General features: G+C 73.6%; 16 protein-coding genes. 8 read left to right on the forward strand and 8 right to left on the reverse strand.

What is annotated here, in order from left to right; genetic code table 11:
* Positions 1-53: 53 nt before the first annotated feature.
* Both J421_RS20345 and J421_RS20350 read right to left on the reverse strand, forming a co-directional pair.
* Positions 54-1,685 carry a lysylphosphatidylglycerol synthase domain-containing protein gene (locus J421_RS20345; RefSeq protein ID WP_104022866.1) on the reverse strand — a complete coding sequence of 544 codons (1,632 nt, stop codon included), beginning with the start codon at positions 1,683-1,685 and terminating at the stop codon, positions 54-56.
* 1 nt (position 1,686) lies between these two features.
* On the reverse strand, positions 1,687-2,688 hold the full coding sequence (locus tag J421_RS20350) for a zinc-dependent alcohol dehydrogenase family protein (RefSeq protein ID WP_025413017.1): 1,002 nt from the start codon (positions 2,686-2,688) through the stop codon (positions 1,687-1,689).
* Positions 2,689-2,805: 117 nt separating this feature from the next.
* Here J421_RS20350 and J421_RS20355 point away from each other — a divergent pair, with 117 nt between their 5' ends.
* A complete protein-coding gene (locus tag J421_RS20355; protein ID WP_025413018.1) occupies positions 2,806-3,024 on the forward strand; it encodes a hypothetical protein in 219 nt (72 codons plus the stop codon).
* Here J421_RS20355 and J421_RS20360 read toward each other — a convergent pair.
* Positions 3,008-5,137, reverse strand: coding sequence for a TonB-dependent receptor (locus tag J421_RS20360; protein ID WP_025413019.1), 2,130 nt, complete (start codon positions 5,135-5,137; stop codon positions 3,008-3,010). The genes J421_RS20355 and J421_RS20360 overlap by 17 nt on opposite strands.
* 153 nt (positions 5,138-5,290) lie before the next feature.
* Here J421_RS20360 and J421_RS20365 point away from each other — a divergent pair, with 153 nt between their 5' ends.
* Positions 5,291-5,920, forward strand: a complete 630-nt coding sequence (locus J421_RS20365; RefSeq protein WP_025413020.1) for a response regulator transcription factor — start codon at positions 5,291-5,293, stop codon at positions 5,918-5,920.
* Here the strand turns inward: J421_RS20365 and J421_RS32935 are convergent, their stop codons facing one another.
* The gene (locus J421_RS32935; protein ID WP_025413021.1) at positions 5,921-6,646 is read right to left on the reverse strand and encodes a hypothetical protein; all 726 of its coding nucleotides are present in this window, start codon (positions 6,644-6,646) and stop codon (positions 5,921-5,923) included.
* Between the two features lie 91 nt (positions 6,647-6,737).
* Between J421_RS32935 and J421_RS20375 the strand changes: the two genes are divergently transcribed.
* Both J421_RS20375 and J421_RS20380 read left to right on the forward strand, forming a co-directional pair.
* Entirely contained in the window at positions 6,738-8,954 is a 2,217-nt protein-coding gene (locus J421_RS20375) for an alpha-amylase family protein (RefSeq protein WP_025413022.1), read from the forward strand.
* 184 nt (positions 8,955-9,138) lie between these two features.
* The gene (locus J421_RS20380) at positions 9,139-10,164 is read left to right on the forward strand and encodes a TolB-like translocation protein (RefSeq protein ID WP_104022867.1); all 1,026 of its coding nucleotides are present in this window, start codon (positions 9,139-9,141) and stop codon (positions 10,162-10,164) included.
* Between the two features lie 7 nt (positions 10,165-10,171).
* Here J421_RS20380 and J421_RS20385 read toward each other — a convergent pair whose 3' ends face one another.
* Positions 10,172-10,663: a DUF2231 domain-containing protein gene (locus tag J421_RS20385; RefSeq protein ID WP_025413024.1), complete on the reverse strand. Its 492-nt coding sequence runs from the start codon at positions 10,661-10,663 to the stop codon at positions 10,172-10,174.
* Between the two features lie 94 nt (positions 10,664-10,757).
* On the opposite strand from J421_RS20385, the gene J421_RS20390 reads away from it, so the two are divergent.
* The 3 genes from J421_RS20390 to J421_RS20400 are packed head-to-tail and all read left to right on the forward strand — an operon-like array spanning position 10,758 to position 14,949.
* Positions 10,758-13,007: an amylo-alpha-1,6-glucosidase gene (locus tag J421_RS20390; RefSeq protein ID WP_025413025.1), complete on the forward strand. Its 2,250-nt coding sequence runs from the start codon at positions 10,758-10,760 to the stop codon at positions 13,005-13,007.
* 19 nt (positions 13,008-13,026) lie between these two features.
* Positions 13,027-14,067 (forward strand): SDR family oxidoreductase, encoded by a 1,041-nt coding sequence (locus J421_RS20395; protein WP_025413026.1) that lies wholly within the window; start codon positions 13,027-13,029, stop codon positions 14,065-14,067.
* A gap of 9 nt (positions 14,068-14,076) precedes the next feature.
* Positions 14,077-14,949, forward strand: coding sequence for an MOSC domain-containing protein (locus tag J421_RS20400; protein ID WP_104022869.1), 873 nt, complete (start codon positions 14,077-14,079; stop codon positions 14,947-14,949).
* Positions 14,950-15,023: 74 nt separating this feature from the next.
* On the opposite strand, the gene J421_RS20405 is transcribed toward J421_RS20400, so the two are convergent.
* Positions 15,024-15,281 (reverse strand): hypothetical protein, encoded by a 258-nt coding sequence (locus J421_RS20405; RefSeq protein WP_148306422.1) that lies wholly within the window; start codon positions 15,279-15,281, stop codon positions 15,024-15,026.
* 214 nt (positions 15,282-15,495) lie between these two features.
* Between J421_RS20405 and J421_RS20410 the strand changes: the two genes are divergently transcribed.
* Positions 15,496-16,896, forward strand: coding sequence for a nicotinate phosphoribosyltransferase (locus tag J421_RS20410; RefSeq protein WP_025413029.1), 1,401 nt, complete (start codon positions 15,496-15,498; stop codon positions 16,894-16,896).
* Positions 16,897-16,902: 6 nt separating this feature from the next.
* Here J421_RS20410 and J421_RS20415 read toward each other — a convergent pair whose 3' ends face one another.
* On the reverse strand, positions 16,903-18,258 hold the full coding sequence (locus J421_RS20415) for a serine hydrolase domain-containing protein (RefSeq protein ID WP_025413030.1): 1,356 nt from the start codon (positions 18,256-18,258) through the stop codon (positions 16,903-16,905).
* 282 nt (positions 18,259-18,540) lie between these two features.
* Entirely contained in the window at positions 18,541-20,823 is a 2,283-nt protein-coding gene (locus J421_RS20420) for an FUSC family protein (protein ID WP_025413031.1), read from the reverse strand.
* Between the last annotated feature and the right edge of the window lie 25 nt (positions 20,824-20,848).

The following is a 20,848-nucleotide window of genomic DNA, read 5'->3' on the forward strand; positions in this document are numbered from 1 at the left end:
ACACGACGCGGCTGCTCAATCTTGCCCGCGTGTCCACGCGTAAGCCAGCGCGCTCAGGCTTCCGAGCGACTGGACCGCGCGATCGGGCGCGGCGCGTGACGGGCGAGCACGCGGGCGAGCGCGAAGAGGAGGAACGTGACGCTCGCGCCGACCGCGGCGCGGAGCGCGCGTGGCACGCGGTCGTCCAGCGCGACGCGCCACCAGAGCTGGCTCGAGTAGCGCACGCCGTGGTACTCGAACATGCCGACGGACAGCGTCACCACGAACGCGGCGCCGATGCCGACCACCCATCCGGCGGCGAACGGCTCGCGCAGCAGGTCGCCCGGCTGGCGGTGCGGGAACTTTCGCTCCGCGACCACGAGCACGAGAAGCGCCGCGAGCAACCCCGCGGCGAGCCGTACGTCCGCCGCGCGTAGCAGCGACGCGACGATGCCGAGGCCGTAGAGCGCGACGGCGAGGTGGTACGCCGAGCGCGCGCGTCGCTCCAGCCCCCACGCGACGATCAGCATCGCCGCGCCGAGCACACTGGCGAGGAAGTGCGACGCCTCGACGAGCGCGAGCGGCAGCACGTGCGACAGCCACGCGAGGCGTCGCTCGTCCGTCGCCAGCGTCCCCGTGACGAGCAGCAGCCATCCGGAGAGGAACGTCGTGAGCGACACGAGCCGCGGCGCCGCGTGCAGCAGCTGATCGACGATCCATCGACCCGGACGCACGCCGCCTCGGCCCGCACGCCGCACCGCGGCGGCGAGCAGCAGCGCGCCCGCGGCGACGAGCGGCAGCAGGTAGTACACGACGCGATACACCAGCAGCGCGGCGAGCACGCGCGGCGCCGGCGTGCCGCTCGACGTGAGGTACAGCACCACCGCCTCGAACACGCCGAGCCCACCGGGAATCGGCACGACGAGCGACACGACCGCCGCGACGAGGAATCGCGTGAGGAACGCGAGGTACGGCAGCCGCCCCACGTCGGCGAGCAGCACGTACAGCGCGCCCGACGAGAGGATCCAGTCCGCCGCCGAGACCGCGAGCTGCGCGAGCGCCAGCTGCGGCGACGGCATGCGCAGGTCGCGGCCGAACAGCCGCAGCGGACGGCGCCACGCGACCGCGACGACGAAGTACGCGACCACGACGACGAGCAGCACCACACCGAGCGTGCGTCCGGACACGGCCGCCCACGCGGGCGCCGCCTCGCTCGCGCCGGGTCCCGCCACGAGCGCGATCCCGCTCAGCGCGAGCAGCCCCACCACGTACGTCACGACGTCGAACCCCGCGACGGCGGCCGCCTGCTTCACGGTGAGGCCATGCCTCGCGTACACGCGATAGCGCACGCCGCCGCCCGTGAGCACCGACGCCGGCGCGCTGTTCGCCACCGCGAAGCTCACGAACGACGGCACGAGCATCGCACGCAGCGGCAGCGGCCGCTCGATGAAGCGGAACGCGACGTAGTCGTAGCCGACGAGCGCGAGGTAGCCGAGCGCCGTCGTCGCGAGCGAGAGCAGCAGCGCGCCGGGCCGGACCGCCGACACCGCGCTCACGACCTCGTGGAGATCGTAGTCCGCGAGCAGCCGCTGCAGCGCCCACAGCGCCGCGGCGAACAGCAGCAGCGGGAACAGCGGCTGGACCACCACCATCGTCGACCGCCAGAGACGGACGAGCCGACGCTTCGTGGGCGACGCCTCTGACATGCTACGCGACGCCGCTGGCAGAGGGCCGGAGCACCGCGGCCCCCGTCACGCGCCCCGCGCGCAGATCGTCGAGCGCGTCGTTCGCGCGGTCGAGCGCGTACGCCCGCACCTCCGTGCGCACCGGCACGCGCGGCGCGAGCGCCATGAACTCCTCGCCGTCGCGGCGCGTGAGGTTCGCGACCGACCGCACGGTGCGCTCGCCCCACAGGATCTCGTACGGCATGCTCGGGATGTCGCTCATGTGGATCCCGGCGCACACCACCACGCCTCCCCTGTCCACCGCGCGCAGCGCCGCGGGCACCAGCGCGCCCACCGGCGCGAAGATGATGGCCGCGTCCACCGGCTCCGGCGGACCCTCCTCCGAGCTGCCCGCCCACGCCGCGCCTAACGCGCGCGCGAAGCGCTGCCCGTCCTCGTCGCCGGGGCGCGTGAGCGCGAAGACGCGCCGCCCCTCGTGTCGCGCGACCTGGGCGACGATGTGCGCCGCGGCGCCGAAGCCGTACAGCGCGACCGTCGCCGGATCGCCGGCCGCGCGCAGCGCGCGGTGGCCGATGAGCCCCGCGCACAGCAGCGGCGCCGCGTGCTCGTCGTCGTACGCGTCGGGCACCGGGAGACAGAACCGCTCGTCGGCCACGACGTACTCCGCGTAGCCGCCGTCGAGCGTGTAGCCGGTGAACCGCGCGCGCTCGCACAGGTTCTCGCGTCCGGCCCGGCAGTAGCGACACACGCCGCACGTCCAGCCCAGCCACGGCACACCGACGCGCGCGCCGACTGCGTAGCGCGACGCGCCGTCGCCGGCCCGCACCACCTCGCCGACGATCTCGTGTCCCGGGGTGACGGGGCGCTTCGCGTCGTGCAGGTCGCCGTCGACGACGTGCAGGTCGGTGCGGCAGACGCCGCAGGCGCGCACCCGCAGCAGGAGCTGCCCCGCGCCGACGGACGGCACCGGCAGCTCGGCCGCGCGCAGGCGCCCGCCCGGCACCTCGAGGATCATCGCGTGCACGCTGCGATGTTAAGCGCCGTCACGCCGCGGCGCACGGGGCGCGGCCGTGGGTCGTTCGACCCTTGGTCGGGGGACGCCGAGGCCCATAGTGGCCCCACACCACACGCGGAGCGTCCCATGAGCACCAAGCGCGAGACCCGTCGCGAGCCCGCCGCCTACACCAGCGCCGTCCCGCGCGAGGTGCTGCTCGCCGAGGCGATCAGCTGCATCCTGAACGGCCGTCCGTACCCCGCGGGGCTGCGCGCGCCGTCGTTCCAGCCGCCGCGCCCGATGTCCGTCACGGAGGGGATCCGCTGGATCCTCGGGAACCCGCGCGCGGTCAGAACCCCGTCGTGAGCGACACGCGCACGGTGCGCGTCGCGCCGGGCATGATGTTGTTGTTCCCGTTCGAGACGCCGTAGTAGCGCGCGTCGAGCACGTTCTCGACGTTGAGCTGCGCGCGCACGTTCCGCGCGAGCCCCACGTACACCGCGCCGTCGACACGCGTGAACCCCGGCAGCGTCACCGCGTCGTCGATCGCCGCGTACACGTCGCTCTGCCGCACGATGCCGACGCCGGCGCCGAGCGCGGGGAGGATCTGGTAGCGGTTCCACAGCGACAGCGTGCGACGCGGCACGAGCGGCACGGTCTGCCCGGCCTTCGCGGCGCTCGTCGTGCTCACGATGCGCGCCCGCTGCGCCGCGAGACCGCCGGCGATCTGCCAGGCGCGCGTCACGTTGCCGGTGACGCCGAGCTCCATGCCGGTCGTGCGCTGGGCGCCGGTCTGCACCACCTTCGCCGGGTCCGACGGATCGGGCGCCGAGGTGTTCGTGCGGTCGAGGCGATACGCCGCCGCCGTGAGCGCGAGATCCGCGCGCGCGTCCCACTTCGCGCCGATCTCGCGGTTCGTGAACCGCTCCGGCTCCAGCGTCTGCGACGTCACCGTGAGCGCGGTGAACTGGTCGCCGGAGCTCGGCAGGAACGACACGCCGTAGCTCCCGTAGAGCGAGAGCGGTGTCGCGGGCTTCAGCACGAGTCCCGCGCGCGGCGACACCAGGCGGTCGGTGCGCGAGAGGCGCTGCCCCGTGCGATCGTTGTGGTACGCGATCGCGAAGCGGTCGTAGCGCACGCCGACGACAGCCTGCACGTGCTCGCCGAGCGCGAGCTGGTCCTGCAGGTACGCGGCGGCGACGGTGGCGCGCGCGAGGTTGTCGGCGTCGGTCGCGCTCGGCCGGAACGTCACCGGCGTCTCGACCGTCGGCTGCGCGAACGGCACGCTGAGCGACGTCGCGATGCCATCGAAGTACCCGGTCTGCCGCACCTGGTCGGTGCGCTGCCGGCCGACCTCCGCGCCGACGAGCAGCGTGTGGCGCGCGGCGCCGGTGCCTAACGGCAGCACGACGTCCGTCTGATTGAACAGGTTGCGGCGGCGGAGCGCGTGGTTGTACGCCGAGAGCGACACCTGCGTGCCCGCGGCGTTCACCGCACCCGGGTAGGTGTTCTGGTAGAACTTGTCGTAGTCGGCGAGACGCGTGCGGTTCGTGACACGCAGGCCGCGCGCGGCCACGTGCTCGATCGTCGTGCTGCCCTGGTGCACGTGCGCGAACGCGCGGTTCACCGCCGGGTTGCCGAAGAACGTGCGCACGTCGGCCGGCGACGGGCGCCCCTGGAACGACGGGATGCCGCGGTCCACGGTGCGGTCGTCGTCGAAGTACTCGTAGCTCGCGCGCAGCGTGGTGCTCGGCGAGAGCGCGAGCGCGGCGGTCGGGTTCACGCCGTAGCGCCGGAAGCCGGGCACATCGCGGAACACGCCCGACTTCTCGTACACGCCGTCGAGCCGCACCGCGGCGCGGCCGAGCGCGGCTCCGACGTCGAGCGCGCCGCGCTTGTGGTCGAACGAGCCGCCCTCGACGGTGATGGTGCGCGTCGGCGCCCACTCCGCCTGCTTCATCACGCGGTTGATGACGCCCCCACCGCCGCCGCGGCCGAAGATCATCGCGTTCGACCCCTTCAGCGCCTCCACCCGCTCGACGTTGTACAGGTCGCGGTAGTACTGCGCGTCGTCGCGGACGCCGTCGACGAAGAAGTCGGCGGTGGACGAGTTGCCGCGGATGGTGGGCTGGTCGCGGTGCCCCTCGCCGCCGCTCATCGACACGCCGGGCACGTAGCGGACGACGTCGGCCATTCCCTGCATGGCCTGGTCGGCGATGAGCTGCCGGGTGACCACGGAGACCGCCTGCGGGGTGTCGCGGAGCGGGGTGTCGGTCTTCGTCGCCGTGGCGGTGCGTGCGGGGGCATAGGCGCCGGTCCGGGCGCGGCCCGCGGTCACGCGCATGGCGGCGAGCGCCTGGGCGGTGGAGTCGGGTCGCCGACGCGGCGCGCTGTCGGGCGTCGTCTGGGCGGCCAGGGGAGCGCCGAGCGCGAGGCTGCCGAGGAGGAGCAGCGCGTGGCGGGGACGGGTCGTGGGCATCGGGTCGTGGAGGTCGGGACGACTCGTTGAGAATGCTTCTCATGTAGCATCGTCGCCTGCATCCTACGGCCGGCCCGCGCGGCGGGGCATTCGGCAGTTCTACCGAACCGGCGCCCCTTCCACGTGCCCGGAATCCGGAGTGATATTCTCCCGATGCGCTCGGGTACGCCGGACGACACCACCATCCTCCTCGTGGCGGAGCACGCCCTCGTGCGTGCCGGCCTGCGGGCCGTGATCGGAGCGACCCCCGGGTTGGCGGTCGTGGCCGAGGCGGCGGACGTCGAGGAGAGCGTGCCCGTGGCCGGGCGGTGCCGGCCGGACGTCGTGCTGCTCGCCGCCGCGCCGTCGGGCGCCGCCGAGGCCGCGGGGCTCGACGCGCTGCGCCGCGCCGCCCCCGCCGCGTGCCTCCTGCGCCTGGGCGACGCCCCCGCCGACGGCGGCGCCGCCCTCCCCTGCGTCCCCCGCGACGCCGGCGTGGAGGAGCTCTGCGCCACGATCGGGACGCTGCTCGGCGGGCGGTGCGCCGCGTGCGCGCTCCGCGCCCAGTGCCCGGCGCCGCGCGTCGCCGGGGCGCTCAGCCGCCGCGAGCGGCAGGTCGCGGTGCGCGTGGCCGCGGGTCTCACCACGAAGCAGATCGCCGCGGCGCTCGGCGTCGGCGTGCGCACCGTGAACACGTACCGCGAGAGCCTCGCCCGGAAGCTCGGCGCGTCGTCCGCCGCGGTGGTGACGCGCTACGTGCTGGAGCACGGGATCGACACCGACGGCGTGGCGGCGATCCGTTAGTCAGCGCGCGGGCGTCGGCGCGGCGAGCAGCACGCGCGACGACTGCAGCGAGCCGTCGGCCCGCCGCGTCGCGAGCACGACGACGTTCGCGCCGGCGCGCAGCGGCGCGGTGGTCGGCGCGAGCGCGGTCACCGTCACGTTGGGCGGAACCGTGATCGTCTGCGACCCGCCGTTGTATTCGACGGAGAGCGTGCCGCCCGACTGCGCGCGCACGGCGCCGTTGGTCATGCGCGACGCGCCCGCGGCCACCGTGCCGTTGGTCATCGTGCGTCCGCCCGTGCCCGACGCCGCGCCCATCGGACGACTGCCCTCGCCGAGCCCGCGCAGCGCCTCGGGGAAGATGTGGATCTCCGTCGCGCGCTGACTGCCGTCGGGCTGCGCGACCGACGTCACGCCGACGAACGACCGCTCCGTCACGCGCGACAGGTCCGCCTTCTCGCGCGCGAACACCGTGACCGGCGACGCGAGCGCGACGCGCACCTGACCGCCGTCGGCCGCGCGGATCGTGAGCACGGTGTCGGTCACGCTGGCGACCGTACCGCGCACGAGCGTGTCGCTCGTCGCCGGGGCCGCGGCCGCTGGCGCTGGGGCCGGCGTCGCGGGCGCGGCGGACGTCGCGGCGGTGTCGGCCGCGGACGATGCGTCGCGCTTGGAGCACGCGGCGATCGTGACGAGCGAGGCGAGCGTGGCGACCGCCGCGCCGTAGACGCGATGAGACGAGTGCATCGATCCTCCGTCGTTGGAGACTGACTACCGAACCGGAGCCATGGGGCGCATTCTAGCGACCGCTCGCCTCACCGCTCACCGGAGGTCGTCGATGCTACGCCGAGAGTTCGTCGGGCGCTCGCTCGCGCTGTGCGGTGCCGCCGCGCTGCGCGAGCCGACCCCGGCCGGCGCCGCGCCCGCGCCGTGGTACCGACGCGTGCTCCGGTGGGGCCAGACGAACGTGCGCGAGATCGACGTCGCGAGCTACGACGTCGCGTGGTGGCGCCAGCACTGGAAGCGCACCGCGACGCAGGGCGTCATCGTGAACGCGGGTGGCATCGTCGCGTACTACCCGAGCCGCTTCCCGCTCCACTACCGCGCCGCGGGACTCGGCGACCGCGACCTGTTCGGCGAGCTGGCGCGCGCCGCGCACGACGATGGGCTCGCAGTGCTCGCGCGCATGGACTCCAACCGCGCGCACGAGGACTTCTATCGCGCGCATCCCGACTGGTTCGCCGTCGACGCGGACGGGAAGCCGTACCGCGACACGGATCTCTACGTCGCGTGCGTCAACAGCCCGTATTACGACGAGTACATCCCGTCGGTGCTGCGCGAGATCGTCGAGCGGTCGCACCCCGAGGGGTTCGCCGACAACAACTGGAACGGGCTGCGCCGCGACAGCATCTGCCACTGCGCGAACTGCGAGCGGAAGTTCGGGACCCTGCCGCGCGCGCGGGACTGGAACGACCCGACGTACCGCCGGTGGATCGCGTGGAGCTACGCGCGCCGCCTCGAGATCTGGGACCTGTTCAACCACACGACGCGCGACGTGGGCGGACCGGACTGCCTGTGGATCGGCATGAACAGCGGGTCCATCTCCGGGCAGTCGAGCGCGTTCCGCGACTTCAAGGCGATCTGCGAGCGCTCCGAGCTCGTGCTGCTGGACCACCAGTTCCGCACGAACGCGAGCGGCTTCCAGAGCAACGGCGACGCCGGAAAGCTGGTGCACGGGCTGCTCGGCTGGGACAGGGTCGTTCCCGAGAGCATGGCGATGTACCAGGCCGGCCCGAGCCAGTTCCGCCTCGCGGCCAAGCCGCCTAACGAGGCCCGGATGTGGATGCTCGACGGCATCGCCGGCGGCATCCAGCCGTGGTGGCACCACGTCGGCGCCGCGCACGAGGACCGGCGCATGTTCCGCACGGCGGAGCCGGTGACGCGCTGGCACGCCGCGCACGAGCGGTATCTCGTCGGCCGCACGCCCGTCGCCACGGTCGGCATCGTGTGGTCGCAGACGAACGGCGACTTCTACGGGCGCGACGCGGTGGACGACCTCGTGGAGCTGCCGCGCCGCGGGTGGACGAACGCGCTCGTGCGCGCACGCATCCCGTACCTGCCGGTGCACGCGGACCACCTCGCGCGCGACGGCCACCGCTTCTCGGCCCTCATCCTCCCCGACGTCGGCGCGATGACGACGGCGCAGGTGGACGCGGTGCGCGGCTTCGTCGCCGCCGGCGGCGCGGTGATCGCGACGGGCGAGAGCAGCCGCTTCGACGAGTGGGGCGACGCGCGCCCCGACTACGCGCTCGCCGATCTGTTCGGCGCGCACGCGGCGGCGGAGAGCATCGTACGTCGCCAGGCGGGGCGCACCGAGCACACGTACCTGCGCCTGCTCCCCGCGTCGCGCGCGTGGGGATACGGCCCGGGTGCGCCGCGCACGCCGTCCACCGGCGCACGCCACGCCGCGCTCGCGGGCTTCGACGAGACGGACATCCTCGCGTTCGGCGGCGTGCTGCAGCCGCTCCGCGTCGAGCCCTCGGCACGGGTGCTCGCGACGTGGATTCCCCCGTCGCCGACGTTCCCGCCGGAGGAGGCGTGGATGCGCGAGCCGCGCACCGACGTGCCGGCGCTGCTCGTGAACGGCCGCGTCGCCTTCCTCCCCGCGGACCTCGACCGGCGGTACGCCCGCGACAACCTGCCCGACCACGGCGACCTGCTCGCGAACCTCGTGCGGTGGGCGGCGGCCGACACGATCCCGCTGCACGTCGACGGCGCCGGCTTCGTCGACTGCCACCTGTACCGGCAGCCGGGACGCCTCGTGCTGCACGTCGTGAACCTCACGAGCGCGGGCACGTGGCGCGCGCCGGTGGACGAGCTGATTCGCGTGGGGCCGCTGCGCGTGCGCGTGCGGGCCGGCGACGTGCGCGCGAGCCGCGTACGGCTGCTCGTCGCGAACGTCGACGTGGCCGCTGTGAGCCGTGACGGCTGGGTCGAGTTCGAGCTGCCATCGGTGCTGGATCACGAGGTCGCGGTCGTCGGTCGGACCGACTGACGCGCGCTCCGCACGGCTCCACGTACGTGTTTCGTGTAGGACTGAAGGAGGACTGAAGGAGGACTGAAGAAGGACCAACCACAACTTCTTTGTTGTTGTCCTGCTTCAGTCCTCCTTCAGTCCTCCTTCAGTCCCCCGAAGACGAGTACGTGGAGTCCTGAACGGCGCACCGGGAGAGCACACCATGAGGAGACCCATCGCAGCAGCGTTGGCGCTCGCGACGTGGCTCGCGACGCCGCTCGCGGCGCAGCCCACGAAGGCCGGCAGCCCCGAGGCGCACCTGCCGCCGAACATCACGCAGCTCACCGCGTTCGGCGAGCGCGCCGTCTGGTCGCCCGACGGGCGGCGCATCGCGTTCATGGGCAAGAGCTTCGGCGACGCGTTCGAGATCGACCTGCGCACGCGGCTCGTGCGCATGCTCACCGCGCACTTCCGCCACGCGGGCTTCCTGCGCGTGCACTACCTGCCTAACGGCGATCTGCTGCTCATCGGCGCGCGCGACTTCAAGGACATCCGCACGACGCGCGACCGCGACGAGGAGCTGTGGGTGATGAAGCCCGACGCGCAGTCGCCGCCCGTGGCGCTCGGCCAGAAGCTCTCAGAGGGCGTGGCCGTGTCGCGCTCGCGCCTGCGCATCGCCTGGTCGAACACGCACGGCCAGTACCCCGACTCGGTGGCGGAGGGCGAGTCGGTGATGTACGTCGCCGACGTCGTGTACGAGAACGGCGCGCCGCGGCTCGCGAACCGCACCGAGGTGCTTCGCGCGCGGCGGCCCGCGTGCACGCTCGAGGCGCAGGACTTCCGCCGCGACGACCGGGAGCTCGTCTACACGTGCTACCGCGACGGCGGAAAGGCCGACGTGTTCGGCATCGACCTCGCCACGCATGCCGTCACCACGTACCGCAAGGTGGACGGCGAGTACAACGAGGGCGAGGGCGTCTCCCCCGACGGCGCGTGGGAGCTCGTGGAGTCCAGCCGCGACCAGGGCGGACCGGAACGGCAGAACGCGAGCTACATCGACCTGTGGAAGATGCGGCTCGTGCCTAACAGCACGGAGTTCGTGCGCATGACGCGGTGGGGCGACTACGAGGGCTACAAGGCATCCAACCCCTCGGTCAGCCCCGACGGAAAGTTCTTCGCGTTCCAGTCGGCGCGCAGCAGGGACCCCGCGGGCGTGGGCTACGGGATCTTCCTGTACCGACTGAAGTAGCCGCGCGTCAGCGCTCCGACGACCGCGCCGGCCGACCCGAGAGGGAGCTCGGCGCGTCGAGGTGCGCACCGTCGTCGACGCCGACGCCGAGTCGGTTCACCAGCTCGCCGCCGAGCCATCCGGTGACGAGCGCGAGGCCGCCGCCGAGGAGCGAGAGCACGAACGCCGTCGACGGGGGATTCGCGGGATCGTCGCGCCGCAGCCACCAGCTCGCGAGGAAGAGCACCACGACGACGACGTTCCCGAGCCCGTGCCGCGCGCCGACCCCCTTCGCGCGGGTGCTGCCGGGGATCGCCGACCAGTCGACGAGGCCGAACACCGCAGCCACGAGGCCCGCGACGACGCCCGCGGCGATCATGTGAAAGACCGTGGTGCCGAGCGCCCAGCCGGCGGCGACGCGCAGCACGTCGAAGATGACCGCCATCCCGAGCAGGCCGAGTGGGAAGACGATCAGGATCTGGTGGATCGGGTGCCCGAGCAGCTTCGCCTTGCTCTCCATCGCCACCCTCCGCGGCGCAGAAGGAACGGGTCGTGCAACCGGAGCGGAATACCGCAGATTCTCATTGACTATCTGTCTGCAAGAAGGGGTCCGGGTGCCGCTCAACCTCAGCCGCTCGCACGTCGCCGCGCACCAGCGCCACGCCTGGCACGGCACGTCGCTGCTCGTCACGAACGCACGCGGGGAGTGCGGCGACGACGACGCGCTGACCGGCTACTACTACCGCGAGGCGCGCCACCTGCGCGCGCTCCGTCTCACGGTCAACGGGGTGGCGCCATGGCTGTGCGCCGACGCGTCGGCCGCGCACGACGAGCTCGCGATGGTGCTCGCCTACCCCGAGCTCACGCACTTCGGCGGCGGCGGCACCGACGTCTCCGACGACACGACCTGGCGCGATCCGCACGGCGTCCCGCAGCGCGCGATCGACGTGCGGCTGCACCACCGCGTCGGCCCGGCATCGCTCGTCGCCAGCGCCACGCTCACGAACCGCGCGCAGGAGCCGGTGACGCTGGAGGTCGCGTGGGAGGTCGCGGCGGACTTCGCCGACATCCAGGAGGCGTTCTCCGGCGAGCGACAGCAGGACGCGGCGGTGCGCGATGCGACGGAAGACGCGGCGACGCTCCGCTTCGACTACACGCACCCGCAGCTGCCGATCGGCACGCGCATCCGCGCGGAGGGGGCGGCGGAGTGGCGCATCACGCCGGGGCGCCTAACGACGCGCGTCGATCTCGCGCCGCGCGCGAGCGCGACGCTGGCGCTGCGCGTCGTGCCACTCGGCGCCGGCGTGCCGGACGACGCGGGCGAGGCGGCGCGGCGCGGGCGGCTCGAGGCGTGGCGCGCATCGCTCGCCCGCGTGGAGGTGCCGGCCGGCGACGACGTCGGCGTGGCCGCGCTCGTGAACCAGGGCGCCGACGACGTGGTGTCGCTCGCGCTGCTCGACGGCGCGCCCGACGAGTGGCGGGCGATCCAGGCGGGGATCCCGCTCTACCCCGCCCTGTTCGGCCGTGACGCGCTCACGGTGGGCTGGCAGACGGCGATGTTCGATCGCGCCGAGCTGCTCGACGCGAGCCTCGCGCGGCTCGGCCGCATGCAGAGCGACCACACCGACGACTGGCGCGACGCGCAGCCCGGGCGCATCCCGTATCAGGTCCGCAGCGGCCCGCTCGCGCGGCTCGGCCTCAACCCGTACGACGCGTACTACGCCGACTTCGCGAGCCCGCTGCTGTTCGTGATCGGGCTCGGCAACCTGTTCGCGTGGACCGGCGACGCGGCGTGCGTGCGCCGGCACTGGGACGTCGCGCGCCGCATCCTCGACTGGGCGCGTACGCTCGGCGATCCGGACCAGGACGGCTTTCTCGAGTATCAGACGCGGTCGCCGAAGGGGACGAAGAACCAGGGGTGGAAGGACAGCGGCAACGCGATCCTCTACGAGGACGGCACGCCGGTGCCGGCGCCGTTAGGCACCTGCGAGCTGCAGGCGTACTGGTTCGCGGCGCAGCAGCTCACCGCCGGGATGTGTCTCGCCCTCGGCGCGACCGAGGATGCGAAGGCGTGGTGGCGCTCCGCGTCGGAGCTGCGCGAGCGGTTCAACCGCGACTGGTGGCTCCCCGAGGACGGCTTCTTCGCGCTCGCGCTCGACGCCGACAAGCGGCCGGCGCGCAGCGCGTCGTCGAACGTGGGGCACTGCCTCGCGGCGGGAATCGTCGCGCCGGACCACGTGCCGCCGGTGGTGGGGCGGCTGTTCGCGCCGGACCTGTTCAGCGGGTGGGGGATCCGCACGCTGTCGTCGGCGCACGTGGCGTACAACCCGCTCGCCTATCACCTCGGCAGCGTGTGGCCGGTGGAGAACGCGACCACCGTGTTCGGCCTGCGCCGCTTCGGCTTCGACGGGCGCGCGCTGGAGCTCACCCGCGCCGTGGTCGACCTCGCGACGCTGTACGAGCGCGGACGCATTCCCGAGTGCGTCGGCGGCTACGCGCGCTCGGAGTTCCCGCAGCCGGGCGCGTACCCGCGCGCGAACCCGATGCAGGCGTGGAACCAGAGCGCATACACCATGCTGCTGCAGTCGCTGCTCGGCCTGCAGCCGGTCGCGCCGCTCGAGCTGCTCGTCGTCGACCCCGTGCTGCCCGAATGGCTGCCGGAGGTCACCGTGCGCGACCTGCGTCTCGCCGGCGCGACGGCGACGCTGCGCTTCGTGCGCGACGCGTCGTCGGGACGCGCGCACGCCGAGGTCGTGGAGAAGCGCGGCACGCTGCACGTCGTCCACCAGCCGCCGCCGGAGTCGCTGCACGCGGGCGTCGGCGACCGCGTGCGCGCGCTGTTCGAGTCACTCATGCATCACTGAGCTACACGGAGGATCAGCCATGCACATCTCCCTGCGTCCGATCGGAGAGCAGGTCGTCGTCGTGGTCGGCGCGTCGAGCGGGATCGGCCGCACGACGGCGCGACCCGCGGCGGAGCGCGGGGCGCGCGTCGTGCTCGCCGCGCGCAACGAGCACGACCTCGCGTCGGCGGTCGACGAGATCCGCGCGCGCGGCGGACGCGCCGTCCACCAGGTGGCCGACGTCGCGGACGCCGGGCAGGTGGAGCGCATCGCGGAGACGGCGGTGCGCGAGTTCGGCCGCATCGACACGTGGGTGAACGCGGCGGGCGTCGGCCTCTACGGCAAGGTGATGGACGTGTCGATGGAGGACATGCGCCGACAGTTCGACGTCATCTACTGGGGCACGGTGCACGGCAGCCGCACGGCGGTGCAGCGCATGGGACGCGACGGCGGCGCGATCGTGAACGTGGCGAGCGCGCTCGCCGACCGCGCGATCCCGCTGCAGGGGAACTACTGCGCGGCGAAGCACGCGGTGAAGGCCTTCACCGACGCGCTGCGCATGGAGCTGCACGCCGACGGCGTCCCCATCTCGATCACGCTCATCAAGCCGGCGTCGATCGACACGCCACTGTTCCAGAAGGCGAAGAGCTACATGGGCGTCGAGCCGCAGCCGATCCCGCCGGTGTACGTGCCCGAGGTCGTCGCGGAGGCGATCCTCGAGGCGGCGGCGAAGCCGGTGCGCGAGCTGATCGCCGGCGGCGCGGCGGTCCAGCTGCCGATCGCGGAGGCGCTCGCACCGGGGCTCACGGATCGGTACATGGAGCGCAAGATGTTCGACACCCAGAAGACCGATCGACCGGTGGGCGAGCGCCCCGACAACCTGTACGCGCCGGTGGCGGACGACGGCGGAGAGCGCGGCCGCAACTGGGAGGGCGACACGAAGGACTCGAGCCTGTACACGAGCGCGGTGCTGCACCCTCGGCTCACGGCCGTGGCGGGCGCGGTCGGCGTCGGCGTGCTGCTCGCCGGCGTGTTAGGCGCGCGCCGCCGGAGCGAGGCGCCGCCGGCCGAGTCGGTGTAGCTTTCGCGCGTGACGCCGCCTCCCACCGCCCCACGCACGCTCGGCCGGGTGGCCGAGCTGCGCGTGTACCCGATCAAGTCGCTCGGCGGCGTGCGGCTCGAGCGCGCCACCGTCGGCGACCTCGGATTCGCCGGCGACCGGCGCTGGATGCTGGTGGCCGACGACGGCGTGTTCTACACGCAGCGCGCGCTGCCGCGGATGGCGCTCGTGCACGCCACCCCGACCGACGGCGGCGTGCACGTCACCGCCCCGGGCCAGGAGCCGCTGACCGTCGCGCCGCCGCCGCCCGGCACCACGCGCCGCCGCGTGCGCGTGTGGGCCGACATCGTGGACGCGGAGACGTACGGCGGCGACGTCGACGCGTGGTTCTCCGAGGCGCTCGGCCGACCCGCGCATCTCGTGTACATGCCCGACGACGTGCGCCGCCGCGTCGATCCGACGTACGCCGGTCCCGACGACCGTGCCGCGTTCGCCGACGCGTTCCCGGTGCTGATCGTGTCGCGCGAGTCGCTGGCCGACCTCAACGCGCACCTCGTCGCACACGGCGCGAGCGCGGTCGGCATGGAGCGGTTCCGCCCGAACGTCGTGGTGGAGGGCGTCGACGCGCCGTTCGCCGAGGACGGCTGGCGCGACGTGTCGTTAGGCGGCGTGGCGCTGCGCGTGGCGAAGCCGTGCGCGCGCTGCGTGCTCACGACGGTGGACCCCGCCACCGGGCGCGCGTCGGCGCGCGGCGAGCCGCTGCGCACGCTCGCCACGTACCGGCGCCGCGGCGAGAACGTCCTCTTCGCGCAGAACGCCCTCGTCGTGCGCGGCGGCGACGTCGCGGTCGGTGATGTCGTGACGGAGAGCGGGCGGCGGGCAACGGTGCCGGACAACGACTAGCTGATGTACTGGTTGACGTGCTTGCCGACGTACGTACCGACGATCGGCGCCGTCACCCGCCCCCGCGGACCAGATCAGGGCTTCTTCGTCGCCGACGTGTCCGGCCGCGCGCCCGTCGTGGCGCCGGGCGCGGTACCGGGCGCGGCGCCCGTCGTCGCGCCCGCGGCCGCCGCGCTGTCGGTCGGGGTCGTCGTCGGCGCCGTCATGGCGGGCGCACTGGCCGACGCGCCGACGCCCGCGGCCGCCGCGCTGTCCGTCGTCACGGCGCTGTCCTTCTTGCCGCACGCGCCGACGAGGAACATGCCGCCGATCAGTAGGAGTGCTCGCTTCATCGTGGAGAGTCCTCGGTGGTCTGGGAGCGCGCCGCCCGGCACCGCCGGACGCGCCTAACTCGCCCCCGGCTGCGCAACGACCGTACCGCCGACCTTTGGAATCCCACTTTTGCGCGCCCCGGCCGCCGAGCCCGGCGCGGCTCGTGCGCTACCCCCGGTGCACGCCGCCCCGTTACGTTCGCCCGCGTACCGACACCGAGTCCCGAGCCCCGACATGCCCGGCCCGACCCGCACCGCTCCGCCCCCCGCGCTGCTCACCGACCTGTACGAGCTCACGATGGCGTACAGCTACTGGCGCGCCGGGCGCGACGCGCACGAGGCGGCGTTCCACCTGTACTTCCGCACCCTGCCGTTCGACGGCGGCTACGCCGTGGCGTGCGGGCTGGGCCCGGTCTGCGACTTCCTGGAGCGGTTCTGCTTCGGCGACGACGACCTCGCGTATCTCGCAGGGCTCACCGGGGCCGACGACGCGCCGCTGTTCGACCGCGCCTTCCTCGACTGGCTCGGCGACCTGCGCCTAACGCTGGACGTCGATGCGGTCGACGAGGGCGCCGTGGTGTTCCCGAACGAGCCGCTCGTGCGCGTCGTCGGGCCGATCGCGCAGGCGCAGCTCGTGGAGACGACGCTGCTCACGCTCGTCGGCTTCTCCACGCTCGTCGCCACGAAGGCGGCGCGCGTGCGCCACGCGGCCGGCGACGACGCGGTGCTGGAGTTCGGCCTGCGACGCGCGCAGGGCCCCGACGGCGGGCTGTCGGCGAGCCGCGCCGCGTACGTCGGCGGCTGCTCGGCCACGTCCGACGTGCTCGCGGGAAAGCTGTACGGCATCCCGGTCAGCGGCACGCACGCGCACAGCTGGGTCATGTCGTTCGACTCGGAGCGCGAGGCGTTCTCCGCGTACGCCGACGCGATGCCGAACAACGGCGTGTTCCTCGTCGACACGTACGACACGCTCGACGGCGTGCGCAACGCGATCGAGATGGGACGGCGCCTGCGCGCACGCGGGCAGCGGCTGCTCGGCGTGCGCCTCGACTCCGGCGACCTGTGCGCGCTCAGCGTCGCCGCGCGCGCGCTGCTCGACGATGCGGGCTTTCCCGACGCGAAGGTGCTCGCGACGAACGATCTCGACGAGCATCGCATCGCCGAGCTGAAGGCGGCCGGCGCGCGCATCGACGTGTGGGGCGTGGGCACGCGGCTCGCCACCGCGTACGACGAGCCCGCGCTCGGCGCGGTGTACAAGCTCGCCGCGGTGCGCGAGCCGGGCGGCGCGTGGGAGCCGCGCGTGAAGCACTCCGAGCAGGCCGCGAAGGCGAGCACGCCCGGCATGCTGCAGGTGCGCCGCTACTCGGCGGGCGGCACGGCGGTGCGCGACGTGATCTGGGACGAGCTCTCCGGGCCGCCCGAGGGCGACGGCGTGGAGCTGCTCCGGCCCGCGTTCCGCGGCGGACGACGCGTGCGCGCCGACGAGCCGCTGGACGTCGCGCGCGACCGCGCGCTGTCGTCGTGCGCCGCGCTCCCGGCGGACGTGCGCCGACTCGTGAACCCCGTGCCCTATCCCGTGGCACTGGAGCATCGCCTCGCCGAGCGGCGCGAGGCGATGCTCCGCGAGGACCGTTAGGCGGCGCTACGGCAGTCGCTTGATCGTGAGCGAATCGCCGTTCGCGCGCCGCACCACGCTCGGCGACGGCGTACCGGCGGTGAACGCGAACTCGATGTCGTCGTTGTCCTCGCGCACGAAGCGATCGCCGCCGATGTGCTTCAGCGCGACCGGCGGCTGCGTCCCGGTCTGCATGCGGAGCTGCCCGTTCTCGGCGAACACCCTCACGCGCCCGTTCGGCAGCGCGTACTCGCCGGTGAGGCGCGCCAGCCCCGCCGCGTCGATCGCCACGACGGGCAGATCCTGCACGCCGAGCGCGCGGCGCGCGATGACGCGCTCCAGCTCGGGCGCCGTGAGATTCATGACGTTCGTCAGCACCACGACGACCAGCGAGTCGTCGACGTAGTTGTGCAGCTCGGAGATGAAGCCGTTGATGCCGCCGTTGTGGCTCACCTGTCGATGGCCGCGCAGGGTGCCGACGCCGAGCCCGAACCCGTACGTGAGCGGCTTGCCGTCGTTCAGCGTGCCCGGGGTGGTCATCTGTCGATACGACGCCGGGCTCACGACCTTGCCCGACGAGAGCGCGAGCGTCCACGCCGCGAGGTCGGTGACCGTGGAGCAGAGCGACCCCGCCGCATAGGGCTGCGTCATGCTGAGCGGCTCGGCGTTCACGAACTGCCCGCCGGGCTTCGGGGCGTATCCCTGCGCGCGGTGCTTGATGAGCGGCGCCTGGTCGCAGTACACCGTGCCCGTCAGGCCTAACGGCGTGAAGAACTCGTCCTGCACGTACTGCCCGTACGGCTTCCCGCTCAGCTTCTCGATGACCATGCCGAGCAGGAAGTAGCCGGAGTTGTCGTACGACCACCGATCGCCCGGCTTGAAGTCGAACGGCTCGCTCGCGAACAGCGCGACGAGCGAATCGGGCACGAGGTCGATGCGCATGACCCGCGCCCACTTCGGGCCGAGGTTCGTGTAGCTCTTGATCCCCGACGTGTGGTTCAGGAGGTGGCGGATGGTGACGCGATTCCCCTGCGTCGGGAACCCGGGCAGGAACTTCTGCAGCGTGTCGTCCAGCGAGAGCTTCCCCTGCTCCATGAGCCGCATGATCCCCGCGGCCGTGAACTGCTTCGTGATGGAGCCGATGCGATAGACCGTGTTCGGGGCGGCCGGCACGTCGTTCTCGAGGTCCGCGTAGCCGTAGCCCTTCGCCAGCACGGTGCGTCCGCGCCGCACGATCGCGACCGACACGCCCGGCGTCTTGTGGGCGGAGACGGCGGCGTTCGCGACGGAGTCGACGAACGCGACGAGCTTGCGCTCGTCCTGGGCGCGCGCGGACGAGGCGACCGTGAGAGCGAGCAGCGAGGCGGCGAGGAGACTGCGCATGGGTCGTGGAGATGCGGTGGGGACCAGGCGGGAGTCGCGAAGCTGCGACGCGTGCATGGAGTTGTCCATGCCGTTCGTCTCACGCGGAGCCGCGGAGCCCGCGGGGAACTGCCTTGGCTGTGTGAACGAACCGCGGAGGACGCAGAGGGCCGCAGAGAACATCGACCGCAGAGACCTGGGGATGAAAGGATCCCAGGATCCCTCAGGATCCTTTCATCCCCAGAGCTTCTGCTATTCGAAGAGGCAGTCCTCTGCGACCCTCTGCGTCCTCCGCGGTTCGATTCAACCCGCGTACACGCGCGCCGCCGCCGCGTGCAGCACGCCCACCTGGCGCGCGAGCCGCTCGAGCCCCACGCCGACGGCGGGCAGCTCGTGCGTGCTGCGCAGCGCGCGACGGTCGCGCGGCACGGTCGGGTCCGCGCGGCGGTGGGCGAGGCGCGCGACCGGCTCGGGGAGCGGCGGCGGGGCGCGCTCCTCGCGCACCGCGTCGCCGAGGTCCGCGAGCGCGACGTCGAGCGCGCGGGCGAGCACCAGGTGCTCCGCGGACGTGGGCCGCAGCCCGCCGCCGCTCACCGCGATCGTCGTCAGCGCGCCGGCCATGCGCCGCACGAACGTCAGCATCGTCATCAGCGACTCGACGTCGGCGACGCGTCCGGGTGGCTCACCGAGGAACCGCTGGATCGCCGCGTCGACGTTGTTGCTCGCGAGCCCCACGGCGCGTCGCGCTGCCGCGACCTGCTCCTGCGACGCCGACTCGGCGCCGACGGCGCGCCACTCCACCGCGCGGAAGAAGCCGCGCAGCGCGTCGAGCATCCGGCCGAGCTCCGACGGCAGGCGGCGGTACTCCCAGCTCGGCCACAGCACGCGGCTCGCCACGAGCGCGAGCGCGCCGCCTAACAGCGTGTCGAGCCCGCGCACGAGCGCCACCGACCAGTCCCCCGCCGCCGGCTCGGCGAGCAGCACGAATACCGGCGTGAGGAAGAACGTGAACAGCCCGTAGTGCGATGCGCGCACCGCGATGCTCGCCACGGCGAGTGGGAACATGATCGCCCCGATCGCGAGCCGGTCGCGCACCACGGCCGCGAGCAGCGCGGATACGAGCCCGCCGAGCAGCGTCCACGTGAGCCGCTCGAGGCCACGCCGCTGCGTGAGCCCCGCGTACGGCTGCAGCACGATGAGCGCCGTCGTCGTCACCCACGTCGCGTGCGGCAGGCGCGCCACGGCCCCGAGCCAGGTGGCCACCGCCGCGACGACGGCGACGCGCATCGCGTGGCGCATCGCGAGCGAGTCGGGCGTGAGGTTCGCGCGCAGGACCGTCCATGGGGCCGGCTGCGCGGCGCGCAGGTCGGCGTCGAGATCCTGCGCCGGCGCGCGCGGTGTGCCGGCCGGCGCCTGTCCGCCGCTGAGGAGCGACGCGGCCGCCTCCGCGCCGGTGTCGACGAGCGTGACGGCGTGCTCCAGCAGCGCGGCCGCGTTGCGCGCTGCGGTCGCGCGCGGCGACGACGGATCGTGCTCCGTCTCGGCGGCCTCCCACAGCGCGACGATCGCGCGGTCGGCGCGGTGCGCGGTGGGCGGCGGCGACGCGCGCCACCGACCGATCACGGGGATGGAGTCGGCGACGGACGTGAGCGCGTCGCCCACCGCGTCCACCGCGTCGACGAGCGCGTGCACGAGGCGGTCGTCGGACGGCTGCGCGTCGGCCGTGCCGCCGGCGCGCCGGTCGCTCGCCGCGCGCGCGGTCGCCTCCACCTGGTCCGCCGCGGCAACGAGCGTCTCGAACAGCAGCTCCGCCGACTCGAGCAGCACGACGAGGTCCTCGCCGCGCCGGCTCGACCCGACGCGCGTGCGCCGCGTCTCGCCGAACGTCACGCGGGCCGTCTCGATCGCCGTGCGGATGGCCGCGTGCTCGCGGAGCGCGAGGTCGTGCCACGGCGCGCCGCCGTTAGGCGCCGACGCGATCGCCGCCGCCATGCCGCGCGCGTAGCCCGCGAGCAGGTCGTAGCACGCGGCGATGGTGCGGCGCGCGGGCTGCCACGGGCGCAGCGGCCACACGAACAGCGTGAGCAGCATCGCCCACGCGCACCCGGCGAGGAGCAGCGCCGCGCGGGCCGCCGCGCCGCGCACGTCGGTGGCGGTGCCGAGCGACGCGACGAACGTCACGGCGAGCAGGCTTCCCACGCTCGTCGCGGCGTCGCCGAACAGTCGCAGCAGCGCGCCGCCCGCCGCCCACACGAACACGAGGACCACCGACGTGAGCGGCGCGCGGGCGGCGAGCGCGCCGACGAAGCACGACACCGCACCGCCCACGGCGAAGGCCGCGAGATGCCGCGCGCGCGCCCGGTACGCGCCGCCGGTGTCCGCGAACGTCGAGAGCCACCCGCCCATCGCCGCCCAGATGAGGATCGGCCTCGCCGTGGCGTACGCGGCGAGGATCGGGAGCACGGTCGCCATCCCCGCGCGGAGCCCGCCAAGCAGCGTGGCGAGCGTCGCGATGCGGCTAGTCGGCAGCTTCAGCGTCGACGTCAGCACGTCGCGCGTGCGGGTGGCGAGTCGCGGTGTGGGCACGGCGCACGATCACGAGGGCCCCCCG

Origin of the sequence: Gemmatirosa kalamazoonensis (genome assembly GCF_000522985.1) — a bacterium.
In the GTDB taxonomy this organism is placed as follows: domain Bacteria; phylum Gemmatimonadota; class Gemmatimonadetes; order Gemmatimonadales; family Gemmatimonadaceae; genus Gemmatirosa; species Gemmatirosa kalamazoonensis.

Coding starts and splice junctions, on each gene's coding strand:
- J421_RS20345 (WP_104022866.1), bottom strand. CDS start 1,685: ATGTCAGAGGCGTCGCCCACGAAGCGTCGGCTCGTCCGTCTCTGGCGG.
- J421_RS20355 (WP_025413018.1), top strand. CDS start 2,806: ATGAGCACCAAGCGCGAGACCCGTCGCGAGCCCGCCGCCTACACCAGC.
- J421_RS20360 (WP_025413019.1), bottom strand. CDS start 5,137: ATGCCCACGACCCGTCCCCGCCACGCGCTGCTCCTCCTCGGCAGCCTC.
- J421_RS20365 (WP_025413020.1), top strand. CDS start 5,291: ATGCGCTCGGGTACGCCGGACGACACCACCATCCTCCTCGTGGCGGAG.
- J421_RS32935 (WP_025413021.1), bottom strand. CDS start 6,646: ATGCACTCGTCTCATCGCGTCTACGGCGCGGCGGTCGCCACGCTCGCC.
- J421_RS20375 (WP_025413022.1), top strand. CDS start 6,738: ATGCTACGCCGAGAGTTCGTCGGGCGCTCGCTCGCGCTGTGCGGTGCC.
- J421_RS20380 (WP_104022867.1), top strand. CDS start 9,139: ATGAGGAGACCCATCGCAGCAGCGTTGGCGCTCGCGACGTGGCTCGCG.
- J421_RS20385 (WP_025413024.1), bottom strand. CDS start 10,663: ATGGAGAGCAAGGCGAAGCTGCTCGGGCACCCGATCCACCAGATCCTG.
- J421_RS20395 (WP_025413026.1), top strand. CDS start 13,027: ATGCACATCTCCCTGCGTCCGATCGGAGAGCAGGTCGTCGTCGTGGTC.
- J421_RS20405 (WP_148306422.1), bottom strand. CDS start 15,281: ATGAAGCGAGCACTCCTACTGATCGGCGGCATGTTCCTCGTCGGCGCG.
- J421_RS20410 (WP_025413029.1), top strand. CDS start 15,496: ATGCCCGGCCCGACCCGCACCGCTCCGCCCCCCGCGCTGCTCACCGAC.
- J421_RS20415 (WP_025413030.1), bottom strand. CDS start 18,258: ATGCGCAGTCTCCTCGCCGCCTCGCTGCTCGCTCTCACGGTCGCCTCG.